General features: G+C 55.6%; 22 protein-coding genes. 15 read left to right on the forward strand and 7 right to left on the reverse strand.

Features of this window, described 5'->3' with window-relative positions:
- Positions 1-43: 43 nt before the first annotated feature.
- The 6 genes from IJT02_05805 to IJT02_05830 all read right to left on the reverse strand — a co-directional run bounded on the left by IJT02_05805 (position 44) and on the right by IJT02_05830 (position 7465).
- The gene (locus tag IJT02_05805) at positions 44-1720 is read right to left on the reverse strand and encodes a phosphoenolpyruvate carboxykinase (ATP) (protein ID MBQ7544442.1); all 1677 of its coding nucleotides are present in this window, start codon (positions 1718-1720) and stop codon (positions 44-46) included.
- Positions 1721-1786: 66 nt separating this feature from the next.
- A complete protein-coding gene (gene plsY / locus IJT02_05810) occupies positions 1787-2416 on the reverse strand; it encodes a glycerol-3-phosphate 1-O-acyltransferase PlsY (protein MBQ7544443.1) in 630 nt (209 codons plus the stop codon).
- A 25-nt stretch (positions 2417-2441) separates the two neighbouring features.
- Positions 2442-3515, reverse strand: a complete 1074-nt coding sequence (locus IJT02_05815) for a RelA/SpoT domain-containing protein (GenBank protein ID MBQ7544444.1) — start codon at positions 3513-3515, stop codon at positions 2442-2444.
- 12 nt (positions 3516-3527) lie between these two features.
- The gene (locus IJT02_05820; GenBank protein ID MBQ7544445.1) at positions 3528-4457 is read right to left on the reverse strand and encodes a polysaccharide pyruvyl transferase family protein; all 930 of its coding nucleotides are present in this window, start codon (positions 4455-4457) and stop codon (positions 3528-3530) included.
- Positions 4454-6304: a hypothetical protein gene (locus IJT02_05825; GenBank protein MBQ7544446.1), complete on the reverse strand. Its 1851-nt coding sequence runs from the start codon at positions 6302-6304 to the stop codon at positions 4454-4456. Before IJT02_05825 ends, IJT02_05820 begins: the two co-directional genes overlap by 4 nt.
- Positions 6305-6337: 33 nt before the next feature.
- Positions 6338-7465 carry a nucleotidyltransferase family protein gene (locus tag IJT02_05830; protein MBQ7544447.1) on the reverse strand — a complete coding sequence of 376 codons (1128 nt, stop codon included), beginning with the start codon at positions 7463-7465 and terminating at the stop codon, positions 6338-6340.
- 245 nt (positions 7466-7710) lie between these two features.
- Between IJT02_05830 and IJT02_05835 the strand changes: the two genes are divergently transcribed.
- The 13 genes from IJT02_05835 (at position 7711) to IJT02_05895 (ending at position 20748) form a co-directional block, all read left to right on the forward strand.
- Entirely contained in the window at positions 7711-11133 is a 3423-nt protein-coding gene (locus tag IJT02_05835) for a putative Ig domain-containing protein (protein ID MBQ7544448.1), read from the forward strand.
- A 116-nt stretch (positions 11134-11249) separates the two neighbouring features.
- Positions 11250-11864, forward strand: coding sequence for an imidazole glycerol phosphate synthase subunit HisH (hisH, locus tag IJT02_05840; protein ID MBQ7544449.1), 615 nt, complete (start codon positions 11250-11252; stop codon positions 11862-11864).
- Positions 11861-12586 carry a 1-(5-phosphoribosyl)-5-[(5-phosphoribosylamino)methylideneamino]imidazole-4-carboxamide isomerase gene (gene hisA / locus IJT02_05845; GenBank protein ID MBQ7544450.1) on the forward strand — a complete coding sequence of 242 codons (726 nt, stop codon included), beginning with the start codon at positions 11861-11863 and terminating at the stop codon, positions 12584-12586. Before hisH ends, hisA begins: the two co-directional genes overlap by 4 nt.
- Entirely contained in the window at positions 12583-13341 is a 759-nt protein-coding gene (hisF, locus tag IJT02_05850; GenBank protein MBQ7544451.1) for an imidazole glycerol phosphate synthase subunit HisF, read from the forward strand. The genes hisA and hisF overlap by 4 nt, the downstream gene beginning before the upstream one ends.
- A gap of 2 nt (positions 13342-13343) precedes the next feature.
- Positions 13344-13997, forward strand: coding sequence for a bifunctional phosphoribosyl-AMP cyclohydrolase/phosphoribosyl-ATP diphosphatase HisIE (locus IJT02_05855; protein MBQ7544452.1), 654 nt, complete (start codon positions 13344-13346; stop codon positions 13995-13997).
- Positions 13994-14770 carry a histidinol-phosphatase gene (locus IJT02_05860; GenBank protein ID MBQ7544453.1) on the forward strand — a complete coding sequence of 259 codons (777 nt, stop codon included), beginning with the start codon at positions 13994-13996 and terminating at the stop codon, positions 14768-14770. Before IJT02_05855 ends, IJT02_05860 begins: the two co-directional genes overlap by 4 nt.
- On the forward strand, positions 14767-15495 hold the full coding sequence (gene cobM, locus IJT02_05865; protein MBQ7544454.1) for a precorrin-4 C(11)-methyltransferase: 729 nt from the start codon (positions 14767-14769) through the stop codon (positions 15493-15495). Before IJT02_05860 ends, cobM begins: the two co-directional genes overlap by 4 nt.
- Positions 15467-16423 (forward strand): cobalt-precorrin 5A hydrolase, encoded by a 957-nt coding sequence (locus IJT02_05870; protein ID MBQ7544455.1) that lies wholly within the window; start codon positions 15467-15469, stop codon positions 16421-16423. Before cobM ends, IJT02_05870 begins: the two co-directional genes overlap by 29 nt.
- A 19-nt stretch (positions 16424-16442) precedes the next feature.
- Positions 16443-17012, forward strand: a complete 570-nt coding sequence (locus IJT02_05875) for a precorrin-8X methylmutase (protein ID MBQ7544456.1) — start codon at positions 16443-16445, stop codon at positions 17010-17012.
- Complete coding sequence (cbiD, locus tag IJT02_05880; protein ID MBQ7544457.1) at positions 16973-18025, forward strand: cobalamin biosynthesis protein CbiD; 1053 nt, start codon at positions 16973-16975, stop codon at positions 18023-18025. The genes IJT02_05875 and cbiD overlap by 40 nt, the downstream gene beginning before the upstream one ends.
- Positions 18018-19193 (forward strand): precorrin-6y C5,15-methyltransferase (decarboxylating) subunit CbiE, encoded by a 1176-nt coding sequence (gene cbiE, locus IJT02_05885; protein MBQ7544458.1) that lies wholly within the window; start codon positions 18018-18020, stop codon positions 19191-19193. Before cbiD ends, cbiE begins: the two co-directional genes overlap by 8 nt.
- A gap of 36 nt (positions 19194-19229) precedes the next feature.
- The gene (locus tag IJT02_05890; protein ID MBQ7544459.1) at positions 19230-20030 is read left to right on the forward strand and encodes a transporter substrate-binding domain-containing protein; all 801 of its coding nucleotides are present in this window, start codon (positions 19230-19232) and stop codon (positions 20028-20030) included.
- A gap of 82 nt (positions 20031-20112) precedes the next feature.
- Positions 20113-20748, forward strand: coding sequence for a polysaccharide pyruvyl transferase family protein (locus IJT02_05895; GenBank protein MBQ7544460.1), 636 nt, complete (start codon positions 20113-20115; stop codon positions 20746-20748).
- Positions 20749-21029: 281 nt separating this feature from the next.
- On the opposite strand, the gene IJT02_05900 is transcribed toward IJT02_05895, so the two are convergent.
- Complete coding sequence (locus IJT02_05900) at positions 21030-21881, reverse strand: AraC family transcriptional regulator (GenBank protein MBQ7544461.1); 852 nt, start codon at positions 21879-21881, stop codon at positions 21030-21032.
- A gap of 154 nt (positions 21882-22035) precedes the next feature.
- Here IJT02_05900 and ugpC point away from each other — a divergent pair, with 154 nt between their 5' ends.
- Both ugpC and IJT02_05910 read left to right on the forward strand, forming a co-directional pair.
- Positions 22036-23136, forward strand: coding sequence for a sn-glycerol-3-phosphate ABC transporter ATP-binding protein UgpC (gene ugpC / locus IJT02_05905; GenBank protein MBQ7544462.1), 1101 nt, complete (start codon positions 22036-22038; stop codon positions 23134-23136).
- A 10-nt stretch (positions 23137-23146) separates the two neighbouring features.
- Positions 23147-24388: a carbohydrate ABC transporter substrate-binding protein gene (locus tag IJT02_05910; GenBank protein MBQ7544463.1), complete on the forward strand. Its 1242-nt coding sequence runs from the start codon at positions 23147-23149 to the stop codon at positions 24386-24388.
- Positions 24389-24399: the final 11 nt, after the last annotated feature.

The raw sequence follows: 24399 nt of genomic DNA on the forward strand, positions 1-24399 counted from the left end.
AGCGGCATCCCGCAAAGGACACCGCAGAAAATTATTGCTGTCTCTAGCCTATCTCGGCAATGAGCTTCTCGACTGCCTCGCGTGCATCGTCAGGAAGCCTGTCGATTCCGCCGCGCTCAGTCTCTCTGCTCTTGATGAAGTTCAGCCTGTCCTGGAATCTCTTCTTGAGCTGAGTCCTGTACTCGTCGTTCTTCAGGTCAGCGTCGAAGCCCGGAATCGCCATCGTCTTGATGCCGGTCAGGTTGCCGAACGGAGTCCACTGCGCCGTGCCCTCAACGATGCGCTCAATGATCATGAGGGTGTTCTCCTTGCCTACGGGCTTGCCCATGAAGCTGCCGGTGTTGAGGATGTAGCAGTCAACGCCGTCGGAGATGAGAGCCTTGAACCTCTCGTAGTCCATGCTGAGCGGGTAAGTCCTGAACGGGTTGGCGTAGGGTTCGCAGACCAGTGCGTCAGGGTCAACGCCGGGTGCGAGGTTCTCTGCGCTGGTTCTCTTTGTCGCGAGCGTTGCGCCGAGAACGGAAGCCAGCGACGGGCCTTCGAGTTTCAGCACGGGCGGGAGCGTCGGGTCTCTCATGAGCCAGAAGATGGCGTTCAGAGGCTCGTTAATCCTGTCGACTCTGTTAGGCGACCACAGGCGGGACTTGATTGCGCGTCCGTTTCCGTTGCGTACGTCCTCAGTTACGGCTATGAGTTTGCCGTCAGGAGTCCTGATGCATCCGCAGTTCTGGAGCGTCAGAATGTACTTGTTGTCCGGGCAGCCGATGGGGTAATCTGCGACCTTGTCGAAGTACGTCGGCTCGAGGGCGATTGCGTACTTGTCCTTTACGTTGACGACGAACGCATCATCATGAAGCACCATGACATCATATTTGCCGTCATGCTTTGCGTGTGTGATTGTCGACTTGCCGGAGCCTGACAGACCGAACGCCGCGACAACGAACTTCCTGCCGCTTCCGTCCTTGAGGGTGTACCTCTTAAGTCCACCGTGGCATGATGCGTAGCCGTTGCGTGCCGCGATGCCCCATGCGAGGGTCAGAGTGCCCTTCTTCATTTCGCCGAAGTAGCGCAGTCCGAGAACTATTGCGCAGTTCTCTTCGGGCGAGAAGAAAGCGATTCCCAGCGGGAACTGCTTCTGAAGCTCGGGGTCTCCGTGCGGCCAGTCGGGGTCTGCGACAAAGAAGATGTCTCCGTCGTGGTCGGAAATCTGGCGCGATGCCGCGTAACGCGGTGCGTAGGCTTCGTTTGCGTACTGGAAGTTAATCATCCAGTTGTACAGGTTGTTCTCGTAGCCTTCAGGAACGATGCAGTGTGCGGAGGTCATGAAGTCTTCGTCAAGCCCTACGTATGCATCAGCCTGATAGAGCTTGCGATAGCGCATGTTGAAGATTGCCTCGCGGATAATCTTGCAGTACTTGGCCACGTCGACATCAGGATAGCCGACGATTCTTCTTGCGGCTGCGGTGCGTCCGAAGATTCCGCCGTCGTTGAATAGGAGGACATTCGCGCCCATCGGGAGTCCCTGCGCTTCAGGCTGGAAGACGGGCATTCCCGTAAGCTCGATTGTGCCGGGCGAGTTCTTTGCGAGGTTGTAGGCCTCGTGGAGGTCCTGTACATGATGGACGTTGTTGCTGTAGAAGAGGGTCTCGATTGTCGTTCTGGGCTGAGCGTGATAAACCTTCTTGAAGTTTTCAGGATCATAGTAACCGATTGTTGACATGCTGAAAATTTCTGCCCCTTTCGTGAAAGATTGTGTTGGAATGCCGTAATTATAGCACTATACAGATTACTTGAGGCGGTTCTCCGTGCCGTGAATGAGCCTTACGATGTTAGTGCGATGACGGAACACGCACAGTGCACCCAGAATTGCCGCAATAATCGTAAACTCTTTCGGTGCACCCAGCATCGCGAAGAAGACCGAGATACACACCGTCGACACCATCGACGCAACGGACACGTACCGCGTCAGCTTCATCAGGGCGAACCAGATTGCCCCGCAGAGCAGGACGACAGCGAAAGACTCATACGGCCAGATGAAGAACAGTGTCCCGTACGTCGTAGCTATGCCCTTGCCGCCCTTGAACTTCAGCCACACGGGGTAGTTGTGCCCTATCACGACAGCCAGAGCCGCAACCGCCATGATGATATTCTGCTGTTCAGCAGGCACAAGGTGCACGGCAAGCAGCAACGCGAACGCTCCCTTGAGCATGTCGACGACTGCAGTGAAACGTGCCCAGCCGAAACCCATTGCACGTCCTACGTTGGTTGCACCGATTGCTCCGCTGCCGATTGTGCGGATGTCTAGGCCGTCGCGTTTGCCTGTCTCGTCGCGGTGAAAGAGTTTGGTGATTACGTAGCCGGTCGGAAATGAGCCGATGAGGTACGAAGCTATTGCCCATAGAATTATTGCGCGCATAATATTCATTCCCCCTACGGAAAAATTATTGTCCGCTTATCCTGTCTGAACCCCTCTTGATGTTCAGACTCACTAGGTCTTTGTCCTTGAGGCTGTCCCACTTGAAGTTCAGCACCAGCAGGAACAGTGCAGAAAACGGGTCAACCCTCCAGTTCTCATTCTCCCTGAAAGCGTCATGCACTGCTTTAAGCTGGTTAAGGCCTTTGCCGTCAGCCTCCATTTCCTCGAGGAAGCTCCTTACTTCAGAGAGCGTATCAATTCCTGCCGCCCGCAGAATGTTGCACAGGTGCAGGAAACTTTCTCTCAGGTAATCAGCGTCCGGCGTGAACTCCGGGAAGCCTGCCTCCTGAGCAAGAGCATTCCACCGGCCAAGAAGGGACTCGTCGTCGCGGAAGAGCATATACAGTTCTTCATCGGTGAAGAGTTTTTCTGCTTCTGGAGGTTCGGGCTTTCGGGAGGGTGTGTTTGCTGACGGAGGAACCAGCAGTGCTTCATCCTTGATGACTCTGCGGAGGTTCAGGAAGCCTTCATCAGCTTCTTCGAGCAGTGAAGACAGTCTCACGAGCTGTCGTGTCAGCTTCTTTTCGGAGATGCTTCCGACGGTCTGATTAACTCTCGGGAAAATAGTTGCCCACGCTTCCTGCAGGATTGTGCGGAGCTCGAGCCTGAAGCTGAGAGTCTTATACTTGGCCCATTCCCTGAGCCTTGAACGCGTATCCGACAGAGCGAGGATGTACACAACAGCGGGATAGCCGAACCTGAAGGGGTCTTCGAGCTGGCTGGACGGCACTGAACGCGACGCGTCAATCTCGAACTCAGACTTTATGAGTGCTTCAACCTTGAGAACATCTTCCGGGAAGCGCAGCAGCACTCTCACGCGCACAAGGTCAACCCCCGTCAAGTCCTTCTCCTCGAGGGTTGAGAGTATGCGAAGGAGTTCGGCGGGTTTTTCTGCCCAGCCTTCGATGGCGTAGAACTCTACTCCTTCGAGTTCGACGAGGTCTTGAATGAGGTTGCGGATTCGTGCCGCAAATTCTTCGTAGAGCTTGAGGCTTTCGATGTACCGTAACCCGATTTCGTTAATCCTGCGCTTGTCCATGCGGAAATTTTATCACAGCCCGAGCATTTCACGGCATAGAGCGTCTATCTCCCCCGAGCACTCAGGGACAGGTCGGGGCATGACAGGTTCACACCATTCATCTGTGATGCACGGGACACCTGACTGTGAGGCGAACTCGCTGACTTTGGGGTCGTAGGGCATCATGGCGAGCGGAGTCCTGAAGATTCGGGAGAGCACGCCGAAGTGAAGCCGCATTCCGACAGCGCACGAAGCCTTTGACCACACATCTGCTGCCTCACTGAAGCTCCTTACCCGCACAATCTCCGTGAGGCTGAGCCCCTTCATCGCGTCAATGTCTTCATCAGAGAGAGCGACACCGACAACCCTGCCTTTGAGGTTCGGAGCAATTATCCGCGTGAACGTGTCGAGGTCAGCGCACGGTCTGAGGTTCACGAGCGTGCAGGCCGCCGCGTGTGGTTGAACATCAGCAGGGAGGCTCAGCACGAGGTCATGCCCCCTGATGACATTACGGCAGCCCAAAGACTTCGCGAGACTGTACGACTTCTCGTCGCGTACGTGCACGGCCTCACACAGTCTCAGCGCATCTCCCGCAAGCATTCTCGACACTCTTGACTTCAGCGGCCCGACGGACTGGCCAAGTGCCCACACCCTGCACACCAGCAACTTCGCGAGCCGTACAATCCCCCAGTACCACACGCATGATTTCACGCTCGTAGTGTCCTGAAAGAGCCCTCCGCCCCCCAGCAGAAGAGTATCACTCTCACGCAGAGCCCTCACAACTTCACGGAACTTCCACCTGTTCACTGAGCAAGCGTCTTCTGGAGATGCAGAGAGCACAACGACATCTTCACGCCTCAGCCCGCAACGCCTGAACATCTCAAGGCACGCCCGCAGTAACAGTTCATCGCCGAGATTCCCGAAGCCGTAATAGCCCAAGACTGCGGCTCTGTACCTCCTCATGAGAACAGAGGCCTCACCAGCCGCAAGAACGGCACAACAACGAACTTCACCAGAGCAACGACTGCCAGTCCGACGAGGATACCCGTCCACAAACCGTTAGCCTCACGCAGAAGAATCAGCGTCAAAGGCGTGTGGAAGTGGCAGAAGCTGTTGACGACCGACGAGAACCCTGCCGCCACTCCGACCCTCAACAACTCCCTGTACTGTTTCAGCATTCCGTGTTTCGCCAGGTAGCACCACAACAGCAGGCACGGATACCCCACAAAGACTTCCTTAGTTCTTGGCCGCGCAACAAGATAACGTTCAAGGATCAGGCGTATCTTCTCCTCAAAGACCGGCGTTGAAGATACATTGCCGCTCCTGAAAACCATCAGGCCTACGCACCCGAGCACAATCATCATCAGAATCAATTCTCCCCACACAGGCGGACGTGAGAGGAACTCGAGCACGGACTCAGGGTGGATTCTGTTCTTGAGGTCATGAAGAAGCACAAGCACGGGCGGCAGTATCAGCGTCAGCCTCACTCCCGAGAACGTCGACAGCCTCAGCATATACCGCGCGACGCTGAAGAACGACGCAAGCGCAAGGCTTCCGGCAACCGCAAACACGAACGCAGGGATTACAGCCCTCTTCCTGCCGGTGTCCATCGCAAGCAGTGATGCTTCCGTCGCGATTAACGGAGCAGCAAGAGCACCCGCAAGCCGCGCAACAACCGCAACCTTCCACACGCACACGGCAAGCGCAACGCTTCCTGCGGCGAACACCAGCGCGCCCTTCTTCATGCTCATTCGTGAAAGGTATCTCCACGCGCAGAACATCAGCACAGCCGACAGTGCCCACGCCGTGAAGATGCTCGTGTGAAGATTATTGCGGGCAAAGACGGGCTCAGGCCAAGCAACCGAGAACCCGTGAGACCTCAGACTTTCCGCGAGAAGCCTGACCTCTTCCGCAAAATCCGCAAACTTGAAGTCCGACGTGTTGGCGGGAGCTGTCCTGAGCATCAGAAGCCTTATCGAGCGTTCGAGTGCCGCGCGCAGCATCCTGTCTCTGAGGGCGGACCGCGTGATTCTGCGTGAAGTCATCTCGTCGTTCGTTACGCTGTGGAGAGGAAGGAGAAGAGGAGAGGCTTGGGCGTTGAGCTGAGGTTCTCCGAGCTGGCGCGAGAACTCCACTGCCGCGACGGGAATCCCGAGCTCCTTCGACACACCTGCGAGCTTGCTGACATCAGGATAGCCGGAGACGTATTCCCCCGACGGAGTGAAGACGCTCACTGGGTACAACGAATTAACCTCACGGAGCATCAATGCCGCTCTGTCGGCCAAGTGCCCGGGGGACGGTGCAGGCCTGTAGAAGATCGGAAGCCCCGCCCTCTTGGCCGCTTCGAGGCCGTCAATGTCAGGAATCATTCCCGAGTTCCTGAGCATGTTCGACGGAAGAGTTAGGAACACCGGCCCGGTTTTGTCGTCAGAGATTGCGAACCTGAGACGTAACCACTTATTGAGGAGCTCATAATGTCCGCTCTGAGGAGTGATAGTGATGGCAGAACCTTCTGTGCCGGTCGCGGGGTCTTTCTCCGTCTTCATCTCTGCCGGGCCTATTCCGTGAAGAAGGTGATCCCCGATGAGTTCGCTCACCATGAGGCCAGTAAGCCCGTTGCTCTTGAGGATGGCGATTGCTTCGTCGACGGGAAGCCCTGAGCTTTTCGCGAGAGTGTAGATTTCGCGGTAATCCGACAAGATAGCTACGCTGTTGTTGCTGTGTTCGAGGACTGCGCGAGGCCACAACCCCCACGCCGAACATGCCAGTACTGCGAGCACAAAAGCTCCTGCGAGAAATTTACGTGTCATACCGATATATATTCTCTCCTTAAATGTTTGTGATTAAGGCTGAATTATAACCGGCTTTCCCGTTTCACGCTTGAAGTTTGGTGTCTCGAGTGTGAGTTCATAGAGCTGTGATGCACGGAACTCCACGTCCGCGAAGTACCTTCCTCTTTCTCCCTCAACTTCCGCCAGCCTCGTGATAGCTTTCTTGCCGCGCAGAATCTCCCTGCCTCTTCCGTTGAAGCCCAGAACCCGCGCGTAAGGCACTCCCCCGCTAACCGCCGCCGATGCCTCCTCTCTGTTCAGGCCGAGAAGGATATACACCAGCCGCCGCCTGATGTGAGCCCGCGTGTACCTTGCGCAGACACATCGTCCTATAAAGTCATCGAGATTCCCCGCGTCCTTCCAGTGCTTCAGGAACAAGCCCTCTATCCCCTCGCTGATGCCGTAAATCCTCCGCAAGTCCTCAGCCCTGCTCCGCAGCATAACTCCCTGAACCAGCGGCCACAGTCTCCCTTCGTCCGAGCGTTCAGCCACAGCAAGAAGCCTCTTCGAGAACTCAGGGAGCATCTCCAGACTTCCAGCACGAACAGCCTTGCTCGAGAAATTCCCTTCACGCTTAACCTTCATGACCTTCAAGCCGTAACCCTCCCTCTGAATCTCCCGTATGTAGGAGAGTGCAAGCATGTTGTTGGGCTTGGCGATGAAGTCTCCTGCTCCCGGCACGGCGGCATCAAGAGCGATGGCATGAGCCTTAGGGTACGACGCTCCCCGAGACATCTCCCGTCTCAGAGCCTCCGTGAATGCTTCCGTGCCTTCTGCATCAACGAGCTTCATGATGTCGGCTTCAGGGTTCTCCATCCCGAAGGCTATTGTGTCCGCGAACTCCGACAGCAGAGCGACAGCTCCACTCGCGAAGTCCTGTCCCGCCGAACACGCGAACAGGAAGGGAAGTTCCAGCACGAGGTCAGCTCCGGCCAAGAGTGCCATCTTCGCACGTACGAACTTGCTGACGATCGAGGGGCTGCCTCTCTGGGTGAAGTTCGAGGACAGTACGACGACGCAGGAGTCCCCGTGAGCTTTCGCCTGCGAGATCAGCGAGTGGTGGCCTTTGTGCAGAGGGTTGAACTCCGCGATAATGCCAGCCGTAATTGTTACCGCCTCCTTTGTGATGCGTTGTAGTATATACTCCGTCCCTTAAGGCATAAGCTGTTTCCTCCGAAAAATTATATGTGTATGCTGCTGGGATTCCTGATACCCGCAGAGGAAGGCGAAAGTTGCGTTTCCTGCTTTTTCGCGTGTATAATCTCAGCACAATGGCGTACCTATAGGCTGCCTGCAAGAGAGGAGGCGCGTTGTGAGCGGTGTCAGGCAACGGCATTTTGTAGGTACTGAAATGATAGTTAGACATTAGGAGGAATGATGATACTTTGAAGAGTTTTTTGCGCATGATGGCGGTGTCCTGTGCCATCTTGGCGGTGAGTGCACTGCCCGCACTGGCAGCAGACCCGAGCATTACCGTAACGGCTGAGGATGAAGCGAGCACATCCCAGAGCGTCAGGATAGCTGACAACATCATCGATGGTACTGATGCACCGTTCCAGGATGTACTGTTCACGCTCGAAGACGAGGACGGCTACCTTGATGAGTACTTCGAGGATGCTGACGATACGTCCTACGATTGGACGATAACAACCAACGGCACTGACGGGCTTCCCGAAGGCTTGGAGGTAGCAGATTCGGATGATAGTTCACTTACCATTACAGGAACACCGACCAAAGCCGGAAAATACGCTATAACCGCTGTTTTGACCCGTTCAGGTGAAGGTGAAGATTTTAGCGGTGCACCTCTGACGTACTCAGCGGACTACACCGTCAATGTAACAGCCCTCAAAGTTACCTTGTCGGAAGATGCTTCGGACTGCGCGGTAGCTTACACTGGTTACCCTTACAGAGCCGTTATCGTCGCGGAAGGTGCTTCGGGCGATGTCAAGTGGACAGTTGCGTCAGCTGACGAGACAGGAGACATGAACGGGGCAAACAAGGGCGGCTCGTGGAGCTGGGCGAAGATCACCGAAGACGGGGCAACGCTCATCATCGAGGGCGTTCTTCCTGACTCTGAGGACAGCATATATTTCGGCATAAGCGCGGCCGACGACTTTGCTGAGATGGGGATAGAGGCGGCTGAAGACTACGATAACAGCTTCACTTCCATCACCATGATAGCCTACGACGATAAAACAGAGGGTGTGGAAAAAACCAACGTCTTGGCCGTGAACATCTCTGCTCCTGACGCTGAACACGTTACCCTTGACCAGCTGCCGAAGTCGTATGACGTAACAGACGGCGCGGGAGCCATAACCGCAGATTACTCCGCAACGATAAAGTTCCCTGACGGAGCGTTTGTGAGCAAAGATGATATGCCTGTGGAAAGCAGGATACATATGCCCCGCTGGCTGGTTTACACGCTGACGAAAGACGCGGCAGGAGCGGTCAAGGAGATGAAGATAACCTTCAACGCTTCCATGAGCGGAGACATCGCCGCAGGAGACTCCAGCGCGGTGCGCATCGATGTAGCTGATGACAACACGTATGAAGGCGACGTAGATACGGTGGCTGCAATAGGGTGGCCTGTGGTCTACATGCCTGAGGCATTCTCGGTAACTGCCAGCAAAACCAGCATGTCCATAAGGAGCGGTGCTTCTGACACAGTAACCTTGTCGTCGTCAAACAACTACGGCGGAGTGAGCTACACTCTGGAGGTCAGCGGAGATACTCCAGCCTCTTCCGAAGAGGATGAAGAAGAGACACCTTGGGCCACAGTAAGCGGCAACACGGCAATATTCAGTCCTGACAAGGAAGGCGACTTCGAGGTTATCCTTACAGCGAGAGACAGCCTGTACAGGAAGGAAAACATCACGTTCAACGTCAAGGTGCTCGAGCCGTTCACCGTCAGTATGGACATTGGACATGTGGTCGCGGATGTCAACGGAACAAAGACAATCGCGATCGATGTAACAGGTGCTACGGGCGCGGTTACGTACGACCTGACTGTCAGCGAGGACTCCGAAGCAGAATGGGCTCAGATCGAGGGAGACAGCATAGTGCTTACCCCCGATAAGACAGGCACGTTCACCCTGAACCTGACCATCACGGACGGCAATGAAAGAACCGTAACCCGAGTGTTCACCGTCAAGGTACTCACGCCGTTCACGCTCAGTGCGGACACCACAGCCCTGAGCATGGATGCCGGCGACACGAGATCCGTTGCGCTCTCGTCTGCAGGCGCGGAAGGCACAGTACGCTACACAACAAATCTTGACTGGGCAACTGTAAGCGAAGACACCCTGATACTGACACCGGCAGCGTCAGGAGACTTCACCGTAACAGTTACCGGCACGGACGGCGAGGCAAGGACTCAGTCCCTGTCCGTCAGCGTAAAGGTGCTTCCCGTGTTCGTGCTCAGTGCTGACGCTACGGCCATAACAGCGGAGCTTAACCAGGAGACAACGTTCAAGTACTTCACGGAAGGCGCGGTAGGAAGCGTGGATTATTCCGTTGAGCTCAGCGGAGACAGCAGCGCGCTGACGTTCACATCCGGCGACTGCGAAATAACGTTCACCCCCAGTGCTATGAGCGATTTCGTCTTCATCATAACAGCGAGCGACAATGCTTCGAGAAGCCGGACTCTCTCGGTTGACGTGAAGGTCATTCACACGTTCACCATCACGGCAAGCCCTGACGCGGTTACGATGATGGCCGGAGACACCGAGACCGTAACGCTCTCGGCAGACAACGCAGTAGGGCTCGTGCGCTACTCTGCTCCTGACGGAATTAACTGGATCACCATCAGCGGGGACACAGCTACCCTTGCTCCGACAGGCGAATACAACGGCAGAGTAACTTTCACCGCTAAGGACTCGCTCGACGTAACAAGCTCCGTAGATGTCAGCGTAACCGTATCAGTCTTCAAGGTAACCGCCGACAGGTCGACAGTAAGCTTGGCCGCAGGTTCGACTGCGACAATAACGATGAGCAGCAACGGGCAGGGAGTAACCTACACCACCAGCCACAGCTGGGCAACGGTCAACGGCAGCACGATAACGCTCGCGCCCACAGAGGCGGGGAGTTACACGCTGACGATAACCGGCACGGACAGCAAGCAGCGCACTGACACGGCCAGCGTCGCAGTAACTGTAACGAGCGGGACCAGCACGGACAGCGATGACCAGCCCGGCGCAGTCGCCCCGCAGAGCCTTCAGCCAGAGAGGAGCACGATGGATGTGTCTGACGAGGACGTAGAGGCGAACGTCAAGGAGACCATCGGCAACGTGCCCGAGAACGCGACGTTAGAACACCTGCCTTCAGGCGCGGCAGGAACTGCAAGGACTGTTACAGAAGTCATCAATGAGCTCAGCGGTGATGTACTTGCGGACGAGGAGGTCATCGCGGTGCTCGGGGTCATTAGCGTGGATAAGCCTGCGGTTTATGTGTTCATGGTCGACCTCTCGGGGATCGCCAACCTCAAGCCGGGTGCACCGCTGATTCTGCACATGCTGAGAGCAACGATAAGGTCAGGCAGTGCGGAAGTCTCTGCGGCGGCTGAGGAAGATACCAACTGCACGCTCGTCGACGATGAGGGCAACGAGGTTACCACAGTACCCGAGAACAAGCGCGTGAACATCGCGGCGTACATGGAGACCGGCAAGACCTACGAGCCTATACTCACGACGGCTTCATCCTCTTCGTACTCAAACAATGATCCCGGCTCTCCGGGCGGCGGATGCGATGCAGGCTTCGGTGCGCTTGCGCTGGCGGCGGCATCGTTGTTCATCTGCAAGAAGCGTTCATAAGTCATACCGGCTCAGTTCGAGCAAACAAGCCCCGTAGGAGAAGTCCTGCGGGGTTTCTTCATGAAATGTGATATATTTCTCCCGTCAAAATTTTTCTTGCACAAAGGATATTGTTCATGATTGCTATTGTTGATTACGGAGTGGGAAATCTCTTCTCGCTCGCAAGTTCTTTTGCGGCTATCGGGAGAGACGTTAAGGTTACCTCTGACCCCGAAGATCTCAAGCGTGCCGAGCGCATAATTCTTCCCGGTGTAGGGGCATTCGGTGATGCCGCGCGCAAACTCTTCACCTCCGGCCTAGCTGAACCTCTCATCGCTGAGGCAGGGCACGGCAAGCCCGTTCTTGGCATCTGTCTGGGGATGCAGCTGCTCTTCACGAAAAGCTACGAGTTCGGCGAGCACGATGGTCTTGGCCTGATACCCGGCGACGTACAACCTATAAGCACAGTAATTCCCTCAGGCCTGAAGATTCCGCAGATGGGCTGGAACAGTCTCCGCTTCACCAACCCTTCAGGCATATTCTCGCGCTCGCATGAAGGCGATTATGTCTACTTCGTGCACTCGTACTCTGCTTTTTGCGACGGCGAATACATTACCGCAACGACAAACTACGGCGCAGACCTCACGGCGGCTGTCCAGAAGGGCAACGTCTACGGCGTGCAGTTCCACCCTGAGAAGAGCGGCAACGTCGGGCTAGAGATGCTCCGTGCATTCTGCGAGGTCAAGGCATGATTATCCTTCCGGCAATAGACCTGTTCGGCGGGCAGGCAGTCAGGCTACTCAAAGGCGATTACGCGAAGATGACCGTCTACGACCCCGAGCCGGTGAACACTGCGCTGAAGTTCCGTGCTGAGGGTGCGGAGTGGATACACGTTGTTGACCTTGAGGGCGCGAAGTCAGGCGAACCAGCGAACCTCGACGCATTGATGAGCATTCGCCGGGCCTGCGGGCTGAAGTGCGAGGTCGGCGGAGGCATCAGAGACATGCGCACGATTGAACGCTACGTGTCCGCTGGTGTCGAGCGCGTGATTCTCGGGACTTCTGCGGCGACGAAAGAAGGTTTCGCGGCGGAAGCTGTGAGGGAGTTCGGGAGCGAACGTGTCGCTGTCGGTGTCGACATCCGGGACGGCAAAGTAGCAGTGAAGGGCTGGCAGGAGAGTTCCGGGCTTGAGGCGTTTGCGTTCTGCCGGAACATGGAGGCCGCAGGAGTGAAGTACATAATCTGCACGGATATTTCTCGCGACGGCGCAATGAACGGCACGAACAGGGAGCTTTACGCGTCCATGAGCAAAACTCTCGGCGTGAACATCATAGCTTCCGGCGGGGTAAGTTCGCTCGAGGACGTTAAGGCACTTGCCGGTCTTGGCCTGTACGGGGCGATTATCGGGAAAGCATATTATACCGGCGCGGTGAAAATCTCTGAGGCAATAGAAGCAGGAAGGGTGAAGCAATGATTACGAAGCGTATAATCCCGTGCCTTGACGTAAGGGACGGCAGAGTCGTGAAGGGCGTGAACTTTCAGGGTCTGAACGACGTAAATTCTCCTGTGGAGCTGGCGAAGTTCTACAGCAGCTGCGGGGCTGACGAGCTGGTGTTCTACGACATCACGGCTTCGTCGGACGGCCGCAAAATATTCACGGACATTCTGCGTGAGACGGCGCGCAACGTGTTCATTCCCCTGACTGTCGGCGGAGGAATCTCCAGCGTCGCGGACTTCGAGCGCGTACTGTCCTGCGGTGCGGACAAAGTCAGCGTCAACACCGGCGCAATCCGCAACCCGTCGCTTATCCCTGAGGCAGCGAGGCTCTACGGTTCGCAGTGCGTGGTGATTTCTGCGGACGTGAAGAGAGTAGACGGAGCGTTTCACGTTTTTGCGCGCGGAGGCAGGGACGACACAGGCATAGAGGCTGTAGGATGGATCAAGCGTTGTGTTGAGGCAGGAGCAGGCGAAGTCGTGCTGAACTCGATAGACACTGACGGCGTGAAGGGAGGCTTTGACCTCGAGATGCTGCGGGCGGTGTGCGATGTCGTGAGCGTTCCCGTGATAGCGTCTGGCGGGGCAGGGAGTATTCAGGACTTCATCACGCTGTTCGAGGCTGTCCCGAAAGTTGATGCGGGGCTTGCGGCCTCAATCTTCCACTTCGGCGAGGTCGCCATCTCTGACCTCAAAGCCGAAATGCACAAGCACAACATTCCCGTGAGGCTGTAAACATGATTAGCATTGATGACGTAAAGTTCGACGACAAGGGACTAGTTCCGGCTGTCGTTGTGGATGATGAGTCGGGAGATGTCCTGATGGTTGCGTGGATGAACCGCGAGAGCCTCAGCCTCTCCGTAGAGAAACGCTTAGCGTGTTTCTGGAGTCGTTCGCGGCAGGAACTGTGGACGAAGGGCGAGACCAGCGGAAACTACCTGCACATCAAGGAGATTGTTGCTGACTGCGACAGAGATACCCTGCTGGTGTACGTTCACCCGGACGGCCCGGCGTGCCATCTCGGCAACACTTCATGCTTCGTTGATGACCTGCTCGAACGCGAGGGCACGAAGCACGAGAGGTTCACTCTTTGCGGGCTTATGGAGCTCATCAAGGGCAGGAAGTCAGAACCAGTAGAGGGCTCGTACACGTCTTACCTGTTCGCGAAGGGGCTCGACAAGATTCTGAAGAAGGTCGGCGAGGAGAGCACAGAGGTAGTTATTGCGGCCAAGAACGACAAGAAGGAGGCAGTGTACGAGATTTCTGACCTCGTCTATCACCTGATGGTTCTCATGGCAGAAATGGATATCGACATCAAGGATATTATCCTAGAGCTTGCTTCACGGCACGTAATCGACAAGAAGATTAAGCAGGAGCGAATGACATCGTGATACTCTCAGACTTCCACGTGCACACGACTTTCTGCGACGGCAGGGACAGCCCGGAAGACATCGTGCAGGAAGCAATAAGGCGGGGCATGAAGAAGCTGGGTTTCTCCGGGCACTCTTACACGCCGTTTGACGAAGAACCGTGCATGTCCCCCGAAGGAACGCAGGCCTACATAGAGGAGATTCGCCGTCTCAAGGACAAGTACAGCGGGCAGATAGAGATTCTCTGCGGGACTGAGTGCGACTACTACTCGGAGATTGACGCGGAGAGATACGACTATGTCATAGGCTCGGTGCATTACGTGTTCTTGAACGGTAGGTATTTTTGTGTCGAGCACACACCTGAACTCATGGAGGCTTTTATTCATGAATGCCATGATGACCCTTACGAGGCGGCGGAAAAGTACTTTGCCCTTGTTGCTGATGTTGTGCGCAGGACAAACGCCAGCATAATCGGACACTTCGACGTTCTCGCGAAGCTCAACGCCGGAAGCAGGTTCTTCGACGAGAACAACCCGCGCTACGTTGATGCCGCTCTCTCCGCCGCTGATGCCCTCCTCAAGACAGGCCGTCCGTTCGAGATTAACACTGGTGCTGTGTCAAAAGGTTACCGTGATTTCCCCTACCCCTCATTACGAATCCTGAAGTACATTGCAGAACACGGAGGCAGTGTGATTCTCTCCAGCGACTCGCACAGAAAAGAAACCCTGATGTACGGCTTCCAGAAGTACGAGGAACTTGCGCGGTCTCTTGGCCTGAAAGTGTGTGAGCTGTGATTTACTTCGTCGGTGCAGGGCCGGGAGCTGCTGACTTAATCACGGTGCGAGGTGCTGAACTTCTCAGTAAGGCGGGCGTGATCGTGTATGCCGGTTCGCTGGTGAACCCTGAGCTGGTCAGCACGTATGCTCCGCCTTCATGCGAACTTCACGACAGCGCGTCAATGACCCTCAGCGAGATTGTTGCTGTGCTTGCCGACGGCCACAGGCGCAACATCCTGACTGTTCGGCTTCACTCTGGAGACCCTGCTCTGTACGGAGCAGTACGCGAGCAGTTCGAGGCCTTGCGGGAGAGGGAAATACCTTTCGAGGTTGTGCCGGGAGTGAGCTCGCTCTTTGCGGCTTCGGCGGCTCTGAAGACCGAGTACATGATACCCGGCCAAGTCCAGACGCTGATAGTCTCGCGCGTTGAGGGACGTACGGCGGCGGGTGATTCTGCGTCGATAGCTCTGTTCCTCTCCGCCGGAATGACGGAGAAAGCGTGTCAGGAACTTATTGAGCGTGGTTACAGCCCGAAGACTCCTGCGGCTGTGGTGTACCGTGCGTCTTGGCCGGACGAGAGAATCATTCGCGGAACGCTGGCAACCCTCCCAGAGCTCGCGGAGGGCATCACCAAAAGCGCAATAATCCTCGCCGGTGATTTCCTGAATGACGGCATACATTCTGCTTCACGTCTCTACGACGAAACTTTCAGCCATGAATACAGAGATAGCCGCCTTCACTGAACGAGGCATAACGCTAGCATTACGGCTCGCTGAGTTTCTCGGAGGCAGGGTGAACGTGCCCGAGAGATTTGCGCGCGAAGGTGTCAGAGTGATTGACGGGACGCTGAGCGAATGGGCGGGCAGCATCTTTTACAACACTTCCGCATTAATCTTCGTGGGAGCTTGCGGGATTGCCGTCAGAGCCATTGCCCCGCACGTGAGGGACAAACTCTCTGACCCGGCGGTGGTCGTAGTTGATGAGGCAGGAAAGTTCGTGATACCTGTTTTGTCGGGACACGTCGGCGGAGCTAACGAACTCGCGCGGAAGGTTGCGGGCTTCCTTGACGCTCAGGCAGTAATCACTACGGCAACTGACATCAACAATCTTCCTGCAGTTGATGAATGGGCAGTGAAGAATGATTATGTTATCGAGAACCCTGAAGCAGTGAAGAAGGTATCCGGCGCGCTCCTTGATGGACAGAGCGTCGGCGTGGCTGTAACGTGCGATGATGTACCCGCTCCGTTCCCGGTAACTTTGTGGCTCAGGCCGAAAGTTCTTGTGCTCGGTGCAGGCTGCAACAAAGGAACAGACGTATTGGAGTTCGAGCGTTGCGCTGAGGAGTTTTTGCGCGGAGCAGGAGTGTCGGTGTTAAGCCTGAAGGCATTAGCGTCAATTGACCTCAAGAAGGATGAACCGGCAATGATTGCGTTTGCCGAGAGACACGGCGTGCCGTTCCTGACGTTCGGTGCGGAGGAGCTTCAGGCACTGGAAGGGAGCTTCACGGTCTCAGAGAGAGTGAGGCACTTCACGGGGACGGACAACGTCTGCGAACGCGCGGCGGTTCTGGCGGCGGGTGAAGGGGCTGCGCTGCTGCGTAGCAAATGCGTTTACGGCGGGATTACGTTTGCGCTGTCGAGAGGAGGCGTTGACGGTGCTGTTTCTTCCTGAGGAGATAGAGCGTGAGAGCATGCGCATAATTCAGGAGGCAATCGGCGAATATTCCGGCCCAGCCGAAAACCTCCCCGTCATAAGGCGGGTAATTCACGCAACGGCAGACTTCGACTTTCTGCAGACGCTGTACTTCTCCGAGAACGTCGTCTCTCTCGCACGCAAATCCCTGAAGTCCGGCACTCCCATAATAACGGACACCAACATGCTTGCGTCCGGCATCTCGAGAAAGCTCGGCACAAAGATTGTCTGCTACATCTCGGAAGCCTCTACGCGCCAAGAAGCCCTCTCCCGCCGTATCACCCGCGCTATCGTGAACATTGAACGTGCAGTCAGCGAGTACCCTCAGGCGATATACGCGCTCGGCAACGCTCCCACAGGGTTAATCCGTCTGTGCGAGCTCGTACGCGAAGGCAGGGCTTCTCCTGCTCTGGTTGTGGGTGTTCCCGTCGGGTTCGTGAACGTCATCGAGGCCAAGAACATGCTCGCGTCCCTCACTGATACCCCGCGCATCATCGCTCGGGGCAGGAAGGGAGGAACAACCGTCGCGTGTGCAATCCTCAACGCACTGATCTACGGACTGGAATAACCACAGGGACTTGTGCCGCAGGAGCTGCGAAGGCCTGTGCTCTCTTCCTGGCAGGACTCGGTGAGCCCGAAACCGTGCGGGTCAGCAATCCTAACGGTCATGTGTTCACGCTGAGGACTTTCCGCGAGGGCGAGTGCTTCGGTGTCGTGAAGTACTCCGGCTCGGACAAGGGAGATGTTACCGACGGCGTGAGAGTTCTTGTGTGCGTAGAACGTTCAGGCGGAGAGGGGGGAATAGAGTTCGCGGCTGGCGAGGGCGTTGGAACTGTAACTCTTCCCGGCCTGAAAGTGAACGTCGGCGAACCGGCAATCAACCCCGTTCCCCGCGAGATGATTGCGTGTGCTGTACGCGAGGTGCTTCCTGCTCTTGCTTTGCGTGTAACCGTCTCTATTCCCGGCGGCCAAGATCTCGCACGACGTACCTTCAACCCGCGACTCGGCATCGTCGGGGGATTGTCCGTTCTTGGGACTACCGGCATCGTCAAGCCCATGAACGAACGCGCCTTACTGGACTCCCTGACGCTCGAACTGGAGATGATTCATGCTCTGGGCTTCGCGGAGGTGTACATAGTCTTTGCAGGGACAGGCGAGAAGTTCACGCGCAGACTCTTCAATGTTCAGGGCAGGAACATCATACAGTGCGCAAACTACCTAGGCTACGTACTCGACGAATGCGTAAGGCTGGGCTTCACGCGCGCGACTTTGTGCGGGCACACAGGCAAACTCCTGAAAGTTGCGGCGGGGAGCTTCAACACACACAGCAAAGTTTCGGGCGGAGGCATCGAGGCACTCTGCACACAGCTGGCAGTTCTCGGTGCATCTCGCGAACTCGTCGAAAGGGTCTATCACGCCAACACAACACGTGAAGCCGTTGACATTGTCAGGGCTGAAAATTTCCCCGAAGTGTGGAACGTTCTAGCGCGCATCGCTTCGGCCAAGTGCACGGAGAGAGCAGGTTTCCCCGTGAGAACAGTGTTCATCGACGGAGAAGGGCAGGTGCTGGGCAGTGCGTGAAATCATCGTCGCCGGAGCAGGAACAGGAACATTAACCCCCGACGTACAGGACGTGCTTTCGACGGCCGATGCTGTGTGCGCGTCAGAGAGGTTTGCGGCTCTCGTTCCTCCTGTTAAGAAGTTTATCCCTCTCAAAAAGTTTGCTGATGCGTTCAGTGAGATAGAGAAAGAGGCGGGACGTGTGGTCATCCTCGTGTCTGGCGACCCGGGACTGTTCAGCCTGCTTCCGCTGGTGAAGCGGCGTTTCGGCAACGTTACTGTTCTGCCGGGAATAAGCTCAATGCAGGTTCTGTGTGCTCATGCCGGAGAGGCCTGGAGCGACGCAGTCATCCTCTCAGCTCACGGCCGGCCTCTCAACTGCGGAACTTTCCTCAACACCGTAGAACGCAGTCGGCTCGTGGTTCTCTTCTGCGACGGCGAAAACTCCCCCAGCAAGGTCTGCGGTGCTCTCCGTGCCGTTGATGGCGTTGATGTCCTCATCGGCGAACGTCTCGGCTGTGATGATGAGGCTGTCTTTTCGGGCAAACCCCGCGACTTCGTGAAGCATTGCGCGCCTGACCTCTCGCTGATGCTCATACGCAACCCTTCGCCCTTCGTGCTGGAGAACATTCACCCGCGAGACGCTGAGTTCCTGCGTTCGGACGGTGTGGTGATGACGCAGGAAGCAGTGAGGAGCGTGATACTTGGCCGCCTCAACCTCAAGCCTGATGCAGTTTTCTGGGACATCGGGGCAGGAACAGGCAGCATCAGTGTGTGTGTAGGGCTGGAATGTTCGCAGAGTGAGATTCACGCCGTCGAGTGCAAGCCTGAAGCCGCAAGGTTAATCGCACAGAATGCCGCGAAATTCCGTCTCCACAACATAATTATTCACGAAGGAAGAGCTCTCGAGGTTGTCGGAGGGCTTCCGTCTCCTTCTCACGTGTTCATCGGCGGTAGCGGCGGAGAGCTGCCCGGAATACTTCAGCATGTCTCACAGCTTCACGCGCGCGTCGTAGTGGCCTGCGTAACCCTCGAGACGCTAACCACAGCCCACAGCATCATGAAGACTTGGCCGGACTTCGAGGCACTGCAGGTCGCCGTCTCCGCCTCAAAGCCGCTCACAAATGCGTCTACGCTCATGCATCCTCACAGCCCCGTAACGATTCTATCTGCCTCCTTTGCGCTATAATATCCCCCGAAATTTTTTTGACGGAGGATTATTGTCATGAAGAAACTTGCAGTTATTCTCATGCTGTTATCACTGACAGCGGGCGTATGTTTTGCTGAGGGACTGGGCATCTCCAAGCCCGAAGAGTTCGTGAACTACAAGATAGGCACGCAGCGCGGAACGATCGCCGAAGGCATCGCCAAGAACATGCTGGGCGACAAGGCGAAGGCTCAGCTCACGACCTACGAGAAGGCTACGGACGTGATTCAGGCTCTCAAGGTCGGGAAGATTCAGGGTGCAATCATGGACGAGGCACCTGCCAAGCAGTTCGTGAAGAATGACCCGGAGACCCTCACGATTCTTCCTGAGGCACTGACTGTCGAGCAGTACGCGATAGGCTTCAAGCAGGGCAACGCGGAGCTTCGCGAGGCAGTGAACAAGGCACTTGCGGAGATAAAGGCTGACGGTTCGCTGGAGGCGATAATGCTGAAGTACAAGGAAGACCCCACAGCGGCCAAGCCTGAGGATATTGACCTTCACAAGGGAGCAGAGGGCGGAAAGCTGTATCTTGGGACAGAGTCGGGCTTCCCTCCCTATGACATCAAGGTAGGCGACGGTTACACGGGAATCGACATCGAGATGTGCGCGCTGATTGCCGGCAAGCTCAACAAGGAGCTGGTGATTATCGCTTACCCGTTCGACTCGCTGTTCATGGCGGTGAACTCCGGCAAGGTCGACATGATTTGCGCGGGCATCACGGTCAACGAGGAGCGCAAACTCTTCACGGACTTTTCTGACCCGTACGAGGACGCGAAACAGGTTGCGGTTGTCTTGACGCAAGACTACAAGGCAGAGTAAGAGTGTGAATCACTCATCCCCTCAGCTTTCGGGCTGGGGGGAATTTTTGTGTGGTATAGTTAGGGCGAAGGAGGACTGATTCATGAAGATTGATCTGATAACGTTGCAGGCGGTGAACAATTACGGCTCGGTCTTGCAGACGTTTGCGACGCAGGAATTTTTCCGTGAGCACGGCTGTGAAGTAAGGATACTCAACTACAAGAAGGATGCCTCTATTTCTGACGGCAATCCGTTTAAGGCGGCTGTGAAGTTTCCGTTCAGGCTGGTTACTCAGTGTCTGCAGCCGTTCGACGCTTTCAGGAGGGAGCACCTGAACATTACGGGGAAGCTGCGCACCTCGATGAAGGACTTTGCGGACTACGAGAGCGATGCTGATGCGTTCTGCACTGGCAGCGACCAAGTCTGGAACTCGTGGTGGAACAGAGGAATCCTGCCGGAACTATACTTGGCTTTTGCGCCGGAAGGAAGCTACAAGTTTGCGTTCTCTGCGAGCTTCGGCAAGACGGAGATTGATGCGGAGGAAGTTGCTGAGACGCAGAAGTGGATTGACGGCTACCGGCACATTTCGGTGCGTGAAGACTCTGCGGCCAAGATTCTGGAGGAGCAGTATCACTACAGCAGGGCGGTACATGTTCCTGACCCTACTCTGTGCCTAAGCGGAAATGCTTGGCGCGGATACGTGAAAACTACTAACGGGGGGGGGGGCTACGGAATCTGAGCCCTACATCTTCATCTACTGCATCTATGCACAAGGTGAAGCGGCAAGAAAGTTCGATGCTTATGCCTCAGAACTCTCACGCAAAACAGGTCTGAAAGTCATCCGCCTTTACGCAACAAGCGGTCAAGTGGTAAAGAGATTTTTCCGCAAAGAAACACGCATTCTCCTTCCTCCGGTTTTCGACTTCATCTCACTCATCGACAACGCACGTTACGTCCTAACCGACTCGTTTAACGGCACGGCCTTCTCCCTCAACCTCAACACCGAACCCATATGCATCTTCACGCAGAGGGGGACGCGTTCCTCCTCCACTCTCTCGGCGAGACACCGTACACCGCCTTGAACGCCCTCGAGAAATGAAGCTGGTTCTCATACCCCACAGAAGTACCTATCTCCTTCACCGCCAAGTTCGTCGAAACCAGCAGTTCCGCCGCCTTAATCATCCTGTAGTTCATCAGGAATCTCTGCGGAGATTTGCCCGTCGCCTCGCGGAATATCTTTCCGAAATAGCTCCTGTTCAGTCCGAGTGCGTCCGAAATCTCCTCTATCGTTATGTCCCGCTGGCTGTTGCCCTCGATGTACGCTATTGCTTCCTTGATGTAGAAATCCCGAAGCCTGCTGTCCGTCGTCTTCCCCGTGTTGAGGCTTGAACGTGTCAGCAGATCCATGAACAGATACAGATGCCCAATCAGCTCAAGGTGCGAGGCTTCCGAGTGCGCGACAATGTACAGCATCTCATCTTTGAGCCTGTCGCGAAGTTCCGGCGAGTTCGTGCGGTACACAGGCTCTTCATGGGAGAACCCCGCCGCATCAAGTGCCTGCTTCACCCTCAGCCCGTCGAACTCCAGCCACGCATACTCCCACGGGTTGGACCTGTCCGCTACGTACATGCTTATCTGTCCCGGAAAAAGCATGAAGCCTTCCCCAGCGTGAACCTTGAACGAGTGAGGCACTCCCTTAGAGTCGTCGGCGTGAAGTTCTCCTCTGCCGCTCAAGATGAAGTGAAACAGGTAGTGATTGCGTTTTGCAGGGCCGAAGGAGTGGCACGGGTCGCATATTTCGCTCCCGAACTGGTATAATCCCAAGTCAACATAGCTGTGATTCGGAAATATCGCAAATTTCACTGTGCCCACCGTTTTTATACCTCCTTCCTGCTAGACAATAATAGAATTAGGATATATTTCTGTCAACAAACTGCAATTTGTGAAGGCCGTAACCTGACATAAAATGCAGACATTCATTTTTTCCCAACACACAAAATTTCACACAAAGGAGACCTTCTGAATCATGGCAGGTTTATCGCTTCAGCATATCTGGAAGAAGTACCCCAACGGTTACGAGGCAGTCAAGGACTTCAACCTTGAGATAGCCGACAAGGAATTCATCATCTTTGTCGGTCCGTCAGGCTGCGGGAAGTCAACGACCCTGAGGATGATTGCAGGGCTTGAGGACATCTCGTCGGGCACGCTCAAAATCGGCGACCGCATCGTCAATGACGTTGAGTCGAAGGACAGGGATATAGCGATGGTGTTCCAGAACTACGCGCTCTATCCTCACATGACAGTGTATGACAACATGGCGTTTGCCCTGATGCTCAAGAAGACCCCGAAGGCCGAGATCGACAAGGCAGTACACGAGGCCGCACGAATCCTCGAGCTCGATAAGGTCTTAGACCGTCGTCCGTCCCAACTCTCCGGCGGACAGAGACAGCGCGTCGCAATGGGTCGTGCAATCGTCCGCAGTCCGCAGGTGTTCCTGATGGATGAGCCGCTCTCCAACCTCGACGCAAAGCTCCGTGTTCAGATGCGCGCAGAGATCGCCAAGCTGCACGACAGGCTCGGCGCAACAATCATCTACGTTACCCACGACCAGACCGAAGCAATGACGCTCGGAACAAGAATCGTCGTCATGAAGGACGGCATCGTCCAGCAGGTCGCCAGCTCCACAGAACTCTACAACAGGCCGGACAATCTTTTCGTCGCTGGTTTCATCGGGTCGCCGCAGATGAATTTTATTGATGCAAGGTTTGACGGCAACGACCTTATAGCCGGAGGAACGAGCTTTGAGCTTCCCAGAGACAAAGTCGATGTGCTCAGGGAGAAAGGCTACGTAGGGAAGACCGTAGTCATGGGAGTCCGTCCCGAGAACGTCTACGATGCGAAGGCAAAAGCACTCTGCAAGCTCACTGCTCCTTTCAGCGCAAAGATAACCGTATTCGAGCTTCTCGGTGCTGAAGTCCAGCTGTACTTCGACTTTGCCGGTGCATCGATGTCCGCGAAAGTAGATCAGGGAAGCAGGGCGGCAGTCGGCGACACAATGAGCTTTGCCTTCGACACGGACAAGATTCACGTGTTCGACAAAGAGACTGAACAGGCAATCATTCACTAGGAGGCATAACATGAGACGCTTAGCATCAGGACTGGTGCTCCTGCTGTGCCTTGCGGGCATGGCATGGTCTGCACCTGTCGAGATTGAGTTAGTGCAGTACAAGCAGGAAGCTCACGAAATTTTCACCCAGCTCGAGGAGAAGTTCAACGCAACGCACACGGATATACACGTGCGGTTCTTGTCCCCCGCTGACGCAACAACAATCATGAAGACGAGATTCATCCGCGAGAATTACCCGGACATTATCGGCATCGGCGGAGATATGGACTTCTCGAACTTTCAGGACGCGGGACTCTTGGCCGACGTGTCGGATTATGCCGGACTCTCGAAGATTAAGCCCGCGTACATCGACATCATCAACGGCTTGAAGTTCCTTCCCGAGCCCGGAACTTACGGAGTGCCCTTCATGGCGAACGCCGCAGGAATCCTCTACAACCGCGACATGTTCAACGAGCACGGCTGGAAGATTCCTGATTCTTGGCCGGAGTTCGTGAAGCTCTGTGATGACATTCAGGCTGCAGGGATACGCCCGCTGTATTTCGGTTACCGCGATACATGGACGACGTTAGCCCCTTGGAACGCACTCGCGGTAGGAATTGCTCCCGCCGACGTGTGCCAGCAGGTCAACGCCGGAAAAACTACCTTCACAGAGCAGTACCGTGAAGTCGCCGAGAAGGTGCTCGCACTCCTGAAGTACGGAGAAGAAGGCCCGTTCGCTTACGGCTACAATGATGCATGCACGGCCTTTGCGCGCGGCGAGTCCGCAATGTACACAATCGGGAGCTATGCAGTCCCGCAGATTCTCTCCGTAAAGCCCGACATGAACATTGACTCGTTCGTCTTCCCCGCAAGGGACGAGCCGGGCACTCAGACGCTCAACAGCGGAGTTGACCTCATGTTCTGCGTCCTCGAGGAATGCCCCAACAAGGAAGCCGCCTACAAGGTCATTGACTTCCTGCTTGAGCCCGAGAACATTCAGCTGTACGTTGACGCTCAGAACGGAGTACCGTGCTCAAAGGGAACGTTCAGGCTCGCGCCGATGCTCGACGGAATGAAGAAGTACATTGACGAGGGCAAGATGGCAGACTATCATGACCATCACTACCCGTCTGAAATGTCGGTGAGCGCAATCATACAGACATTCCTGATTAACGGCAACGTAGATGAGTTCTTGGCCAAGTTCGACAAGGACTGGATACGCTACAACAGGGACTTAATCAGCAAGGTCAAGAAGTACAACGCTTCACACTAAGGGAAGGAGGA

Source organism: Synergistaceae bacterium, from assembly GCA_017450125.1.
Lineage (GTDB): Bacteria > Synergistota > Synergistia > Synergistales > Aminobacteriaceae > JAFUXM01.

Bases quoted from the DNA above. Each gene is read 5' to 3' on its own strand.
- hisA (MBQ7544450.1), top strand. From the start codon at position 11,861: ATGATTATCCTTCCGGCAATAGACCTGTTCGGCGGGCAGGCAGTCAGG.
- IJT02_05890 (MBQ7544459.1), top strand. From the start codon at position 19,230: ATGAAGAAACTTGCAGTTATTCTCATGCTGTTATCACTGACAGCGGGC.
- IJT02_05815 (MBQ7544444.1), bottom strand. From the start codon at position 3,515: ATGGACAAGCGCAGGATTAACGAAATCGGGTTACGGTACATCGAAAGC.
- IJT02_05875 (MBQ7544456.1), top strand. From the start codon at position 16,443: ATGCGCATAATTCAGGAGGCAATCGGCGAATATTCCGGCCCAGCCGAA.
- IJT02_05820 (MBQ7544445.1), bottom strand. From the start codon at position 4,457: ATGAGGAGGTACAGAGCCGCAGTCTTGGGCTATTACGGCTTCGGGAAT.
- IJT02_05870 (MBQ7544455.1), top strand. From the start codon at position 15,467: ATGAATACAGAGATAGCCGCCTTCACTGAACGAGGCATAACGCTAGCA.
- plsY (MBQ7544443.1), bottom strand. From the start codon at position 2,416: ATGCGCGCAATAATTCTATGGGCAATAGCTTCGTACCTCATCGGCTCA.
- hisF (MBQ7544451.1), top strand. From the start codon at position 12,583: ATGATTACGAAGCGTATAATCCCGTGCCTTGACGTAAGGGACGGCAGA.
- IJT02_05910 (MBQ7544463.1), top strand. From the start codon at position 23,147: ATGAGACGCTTAGCATCAGGACTGGTGCTCCTGCTGTGCCTTGCGGGC.
- hisH (MBQ7544449.1), top strand. From the start codon at position 11,250: ATGATTGCTATTGTTGATTACGGAGTGGGAAATCTCTTCTCGCTCGCA.
- IJT02_05895 (MBQ7544460.1), top strand. From the start codon at position 20,113: ATGAAGATTGATCTGATAACGTTGCAGGCGGTGAACAATTACGGCTCG.
- IJT02_05805 (MBQ7544442.1), bottom strand. From the start codon at position 1,720: ATGTCAACAATCGGTTACTATGATCCTGAAAACTTCAAGAAGGTTTAT.
- ugpC (MBQ7544462.1), top strand. From the start codon at position 22,036: ATGGCAGGTTTATCGCTTCAGCATATCTGGAAGAAGTACCCCAACGGT.
- IJT02_05855 (MBQ7544452.1), top strand. From the start codon at position 13,344: ATGATTAGCATTGATGACGTAAAGTTCGACGACAAGGGACTAGTTCCG.
- IJT02_05825 (MBQ7544446.1), bottom strand. From the start codon at position 6,304: ATGACACGTAAATTTCTCGCAGGAGCTTTTGTGCTCGCAGTACTGGCA.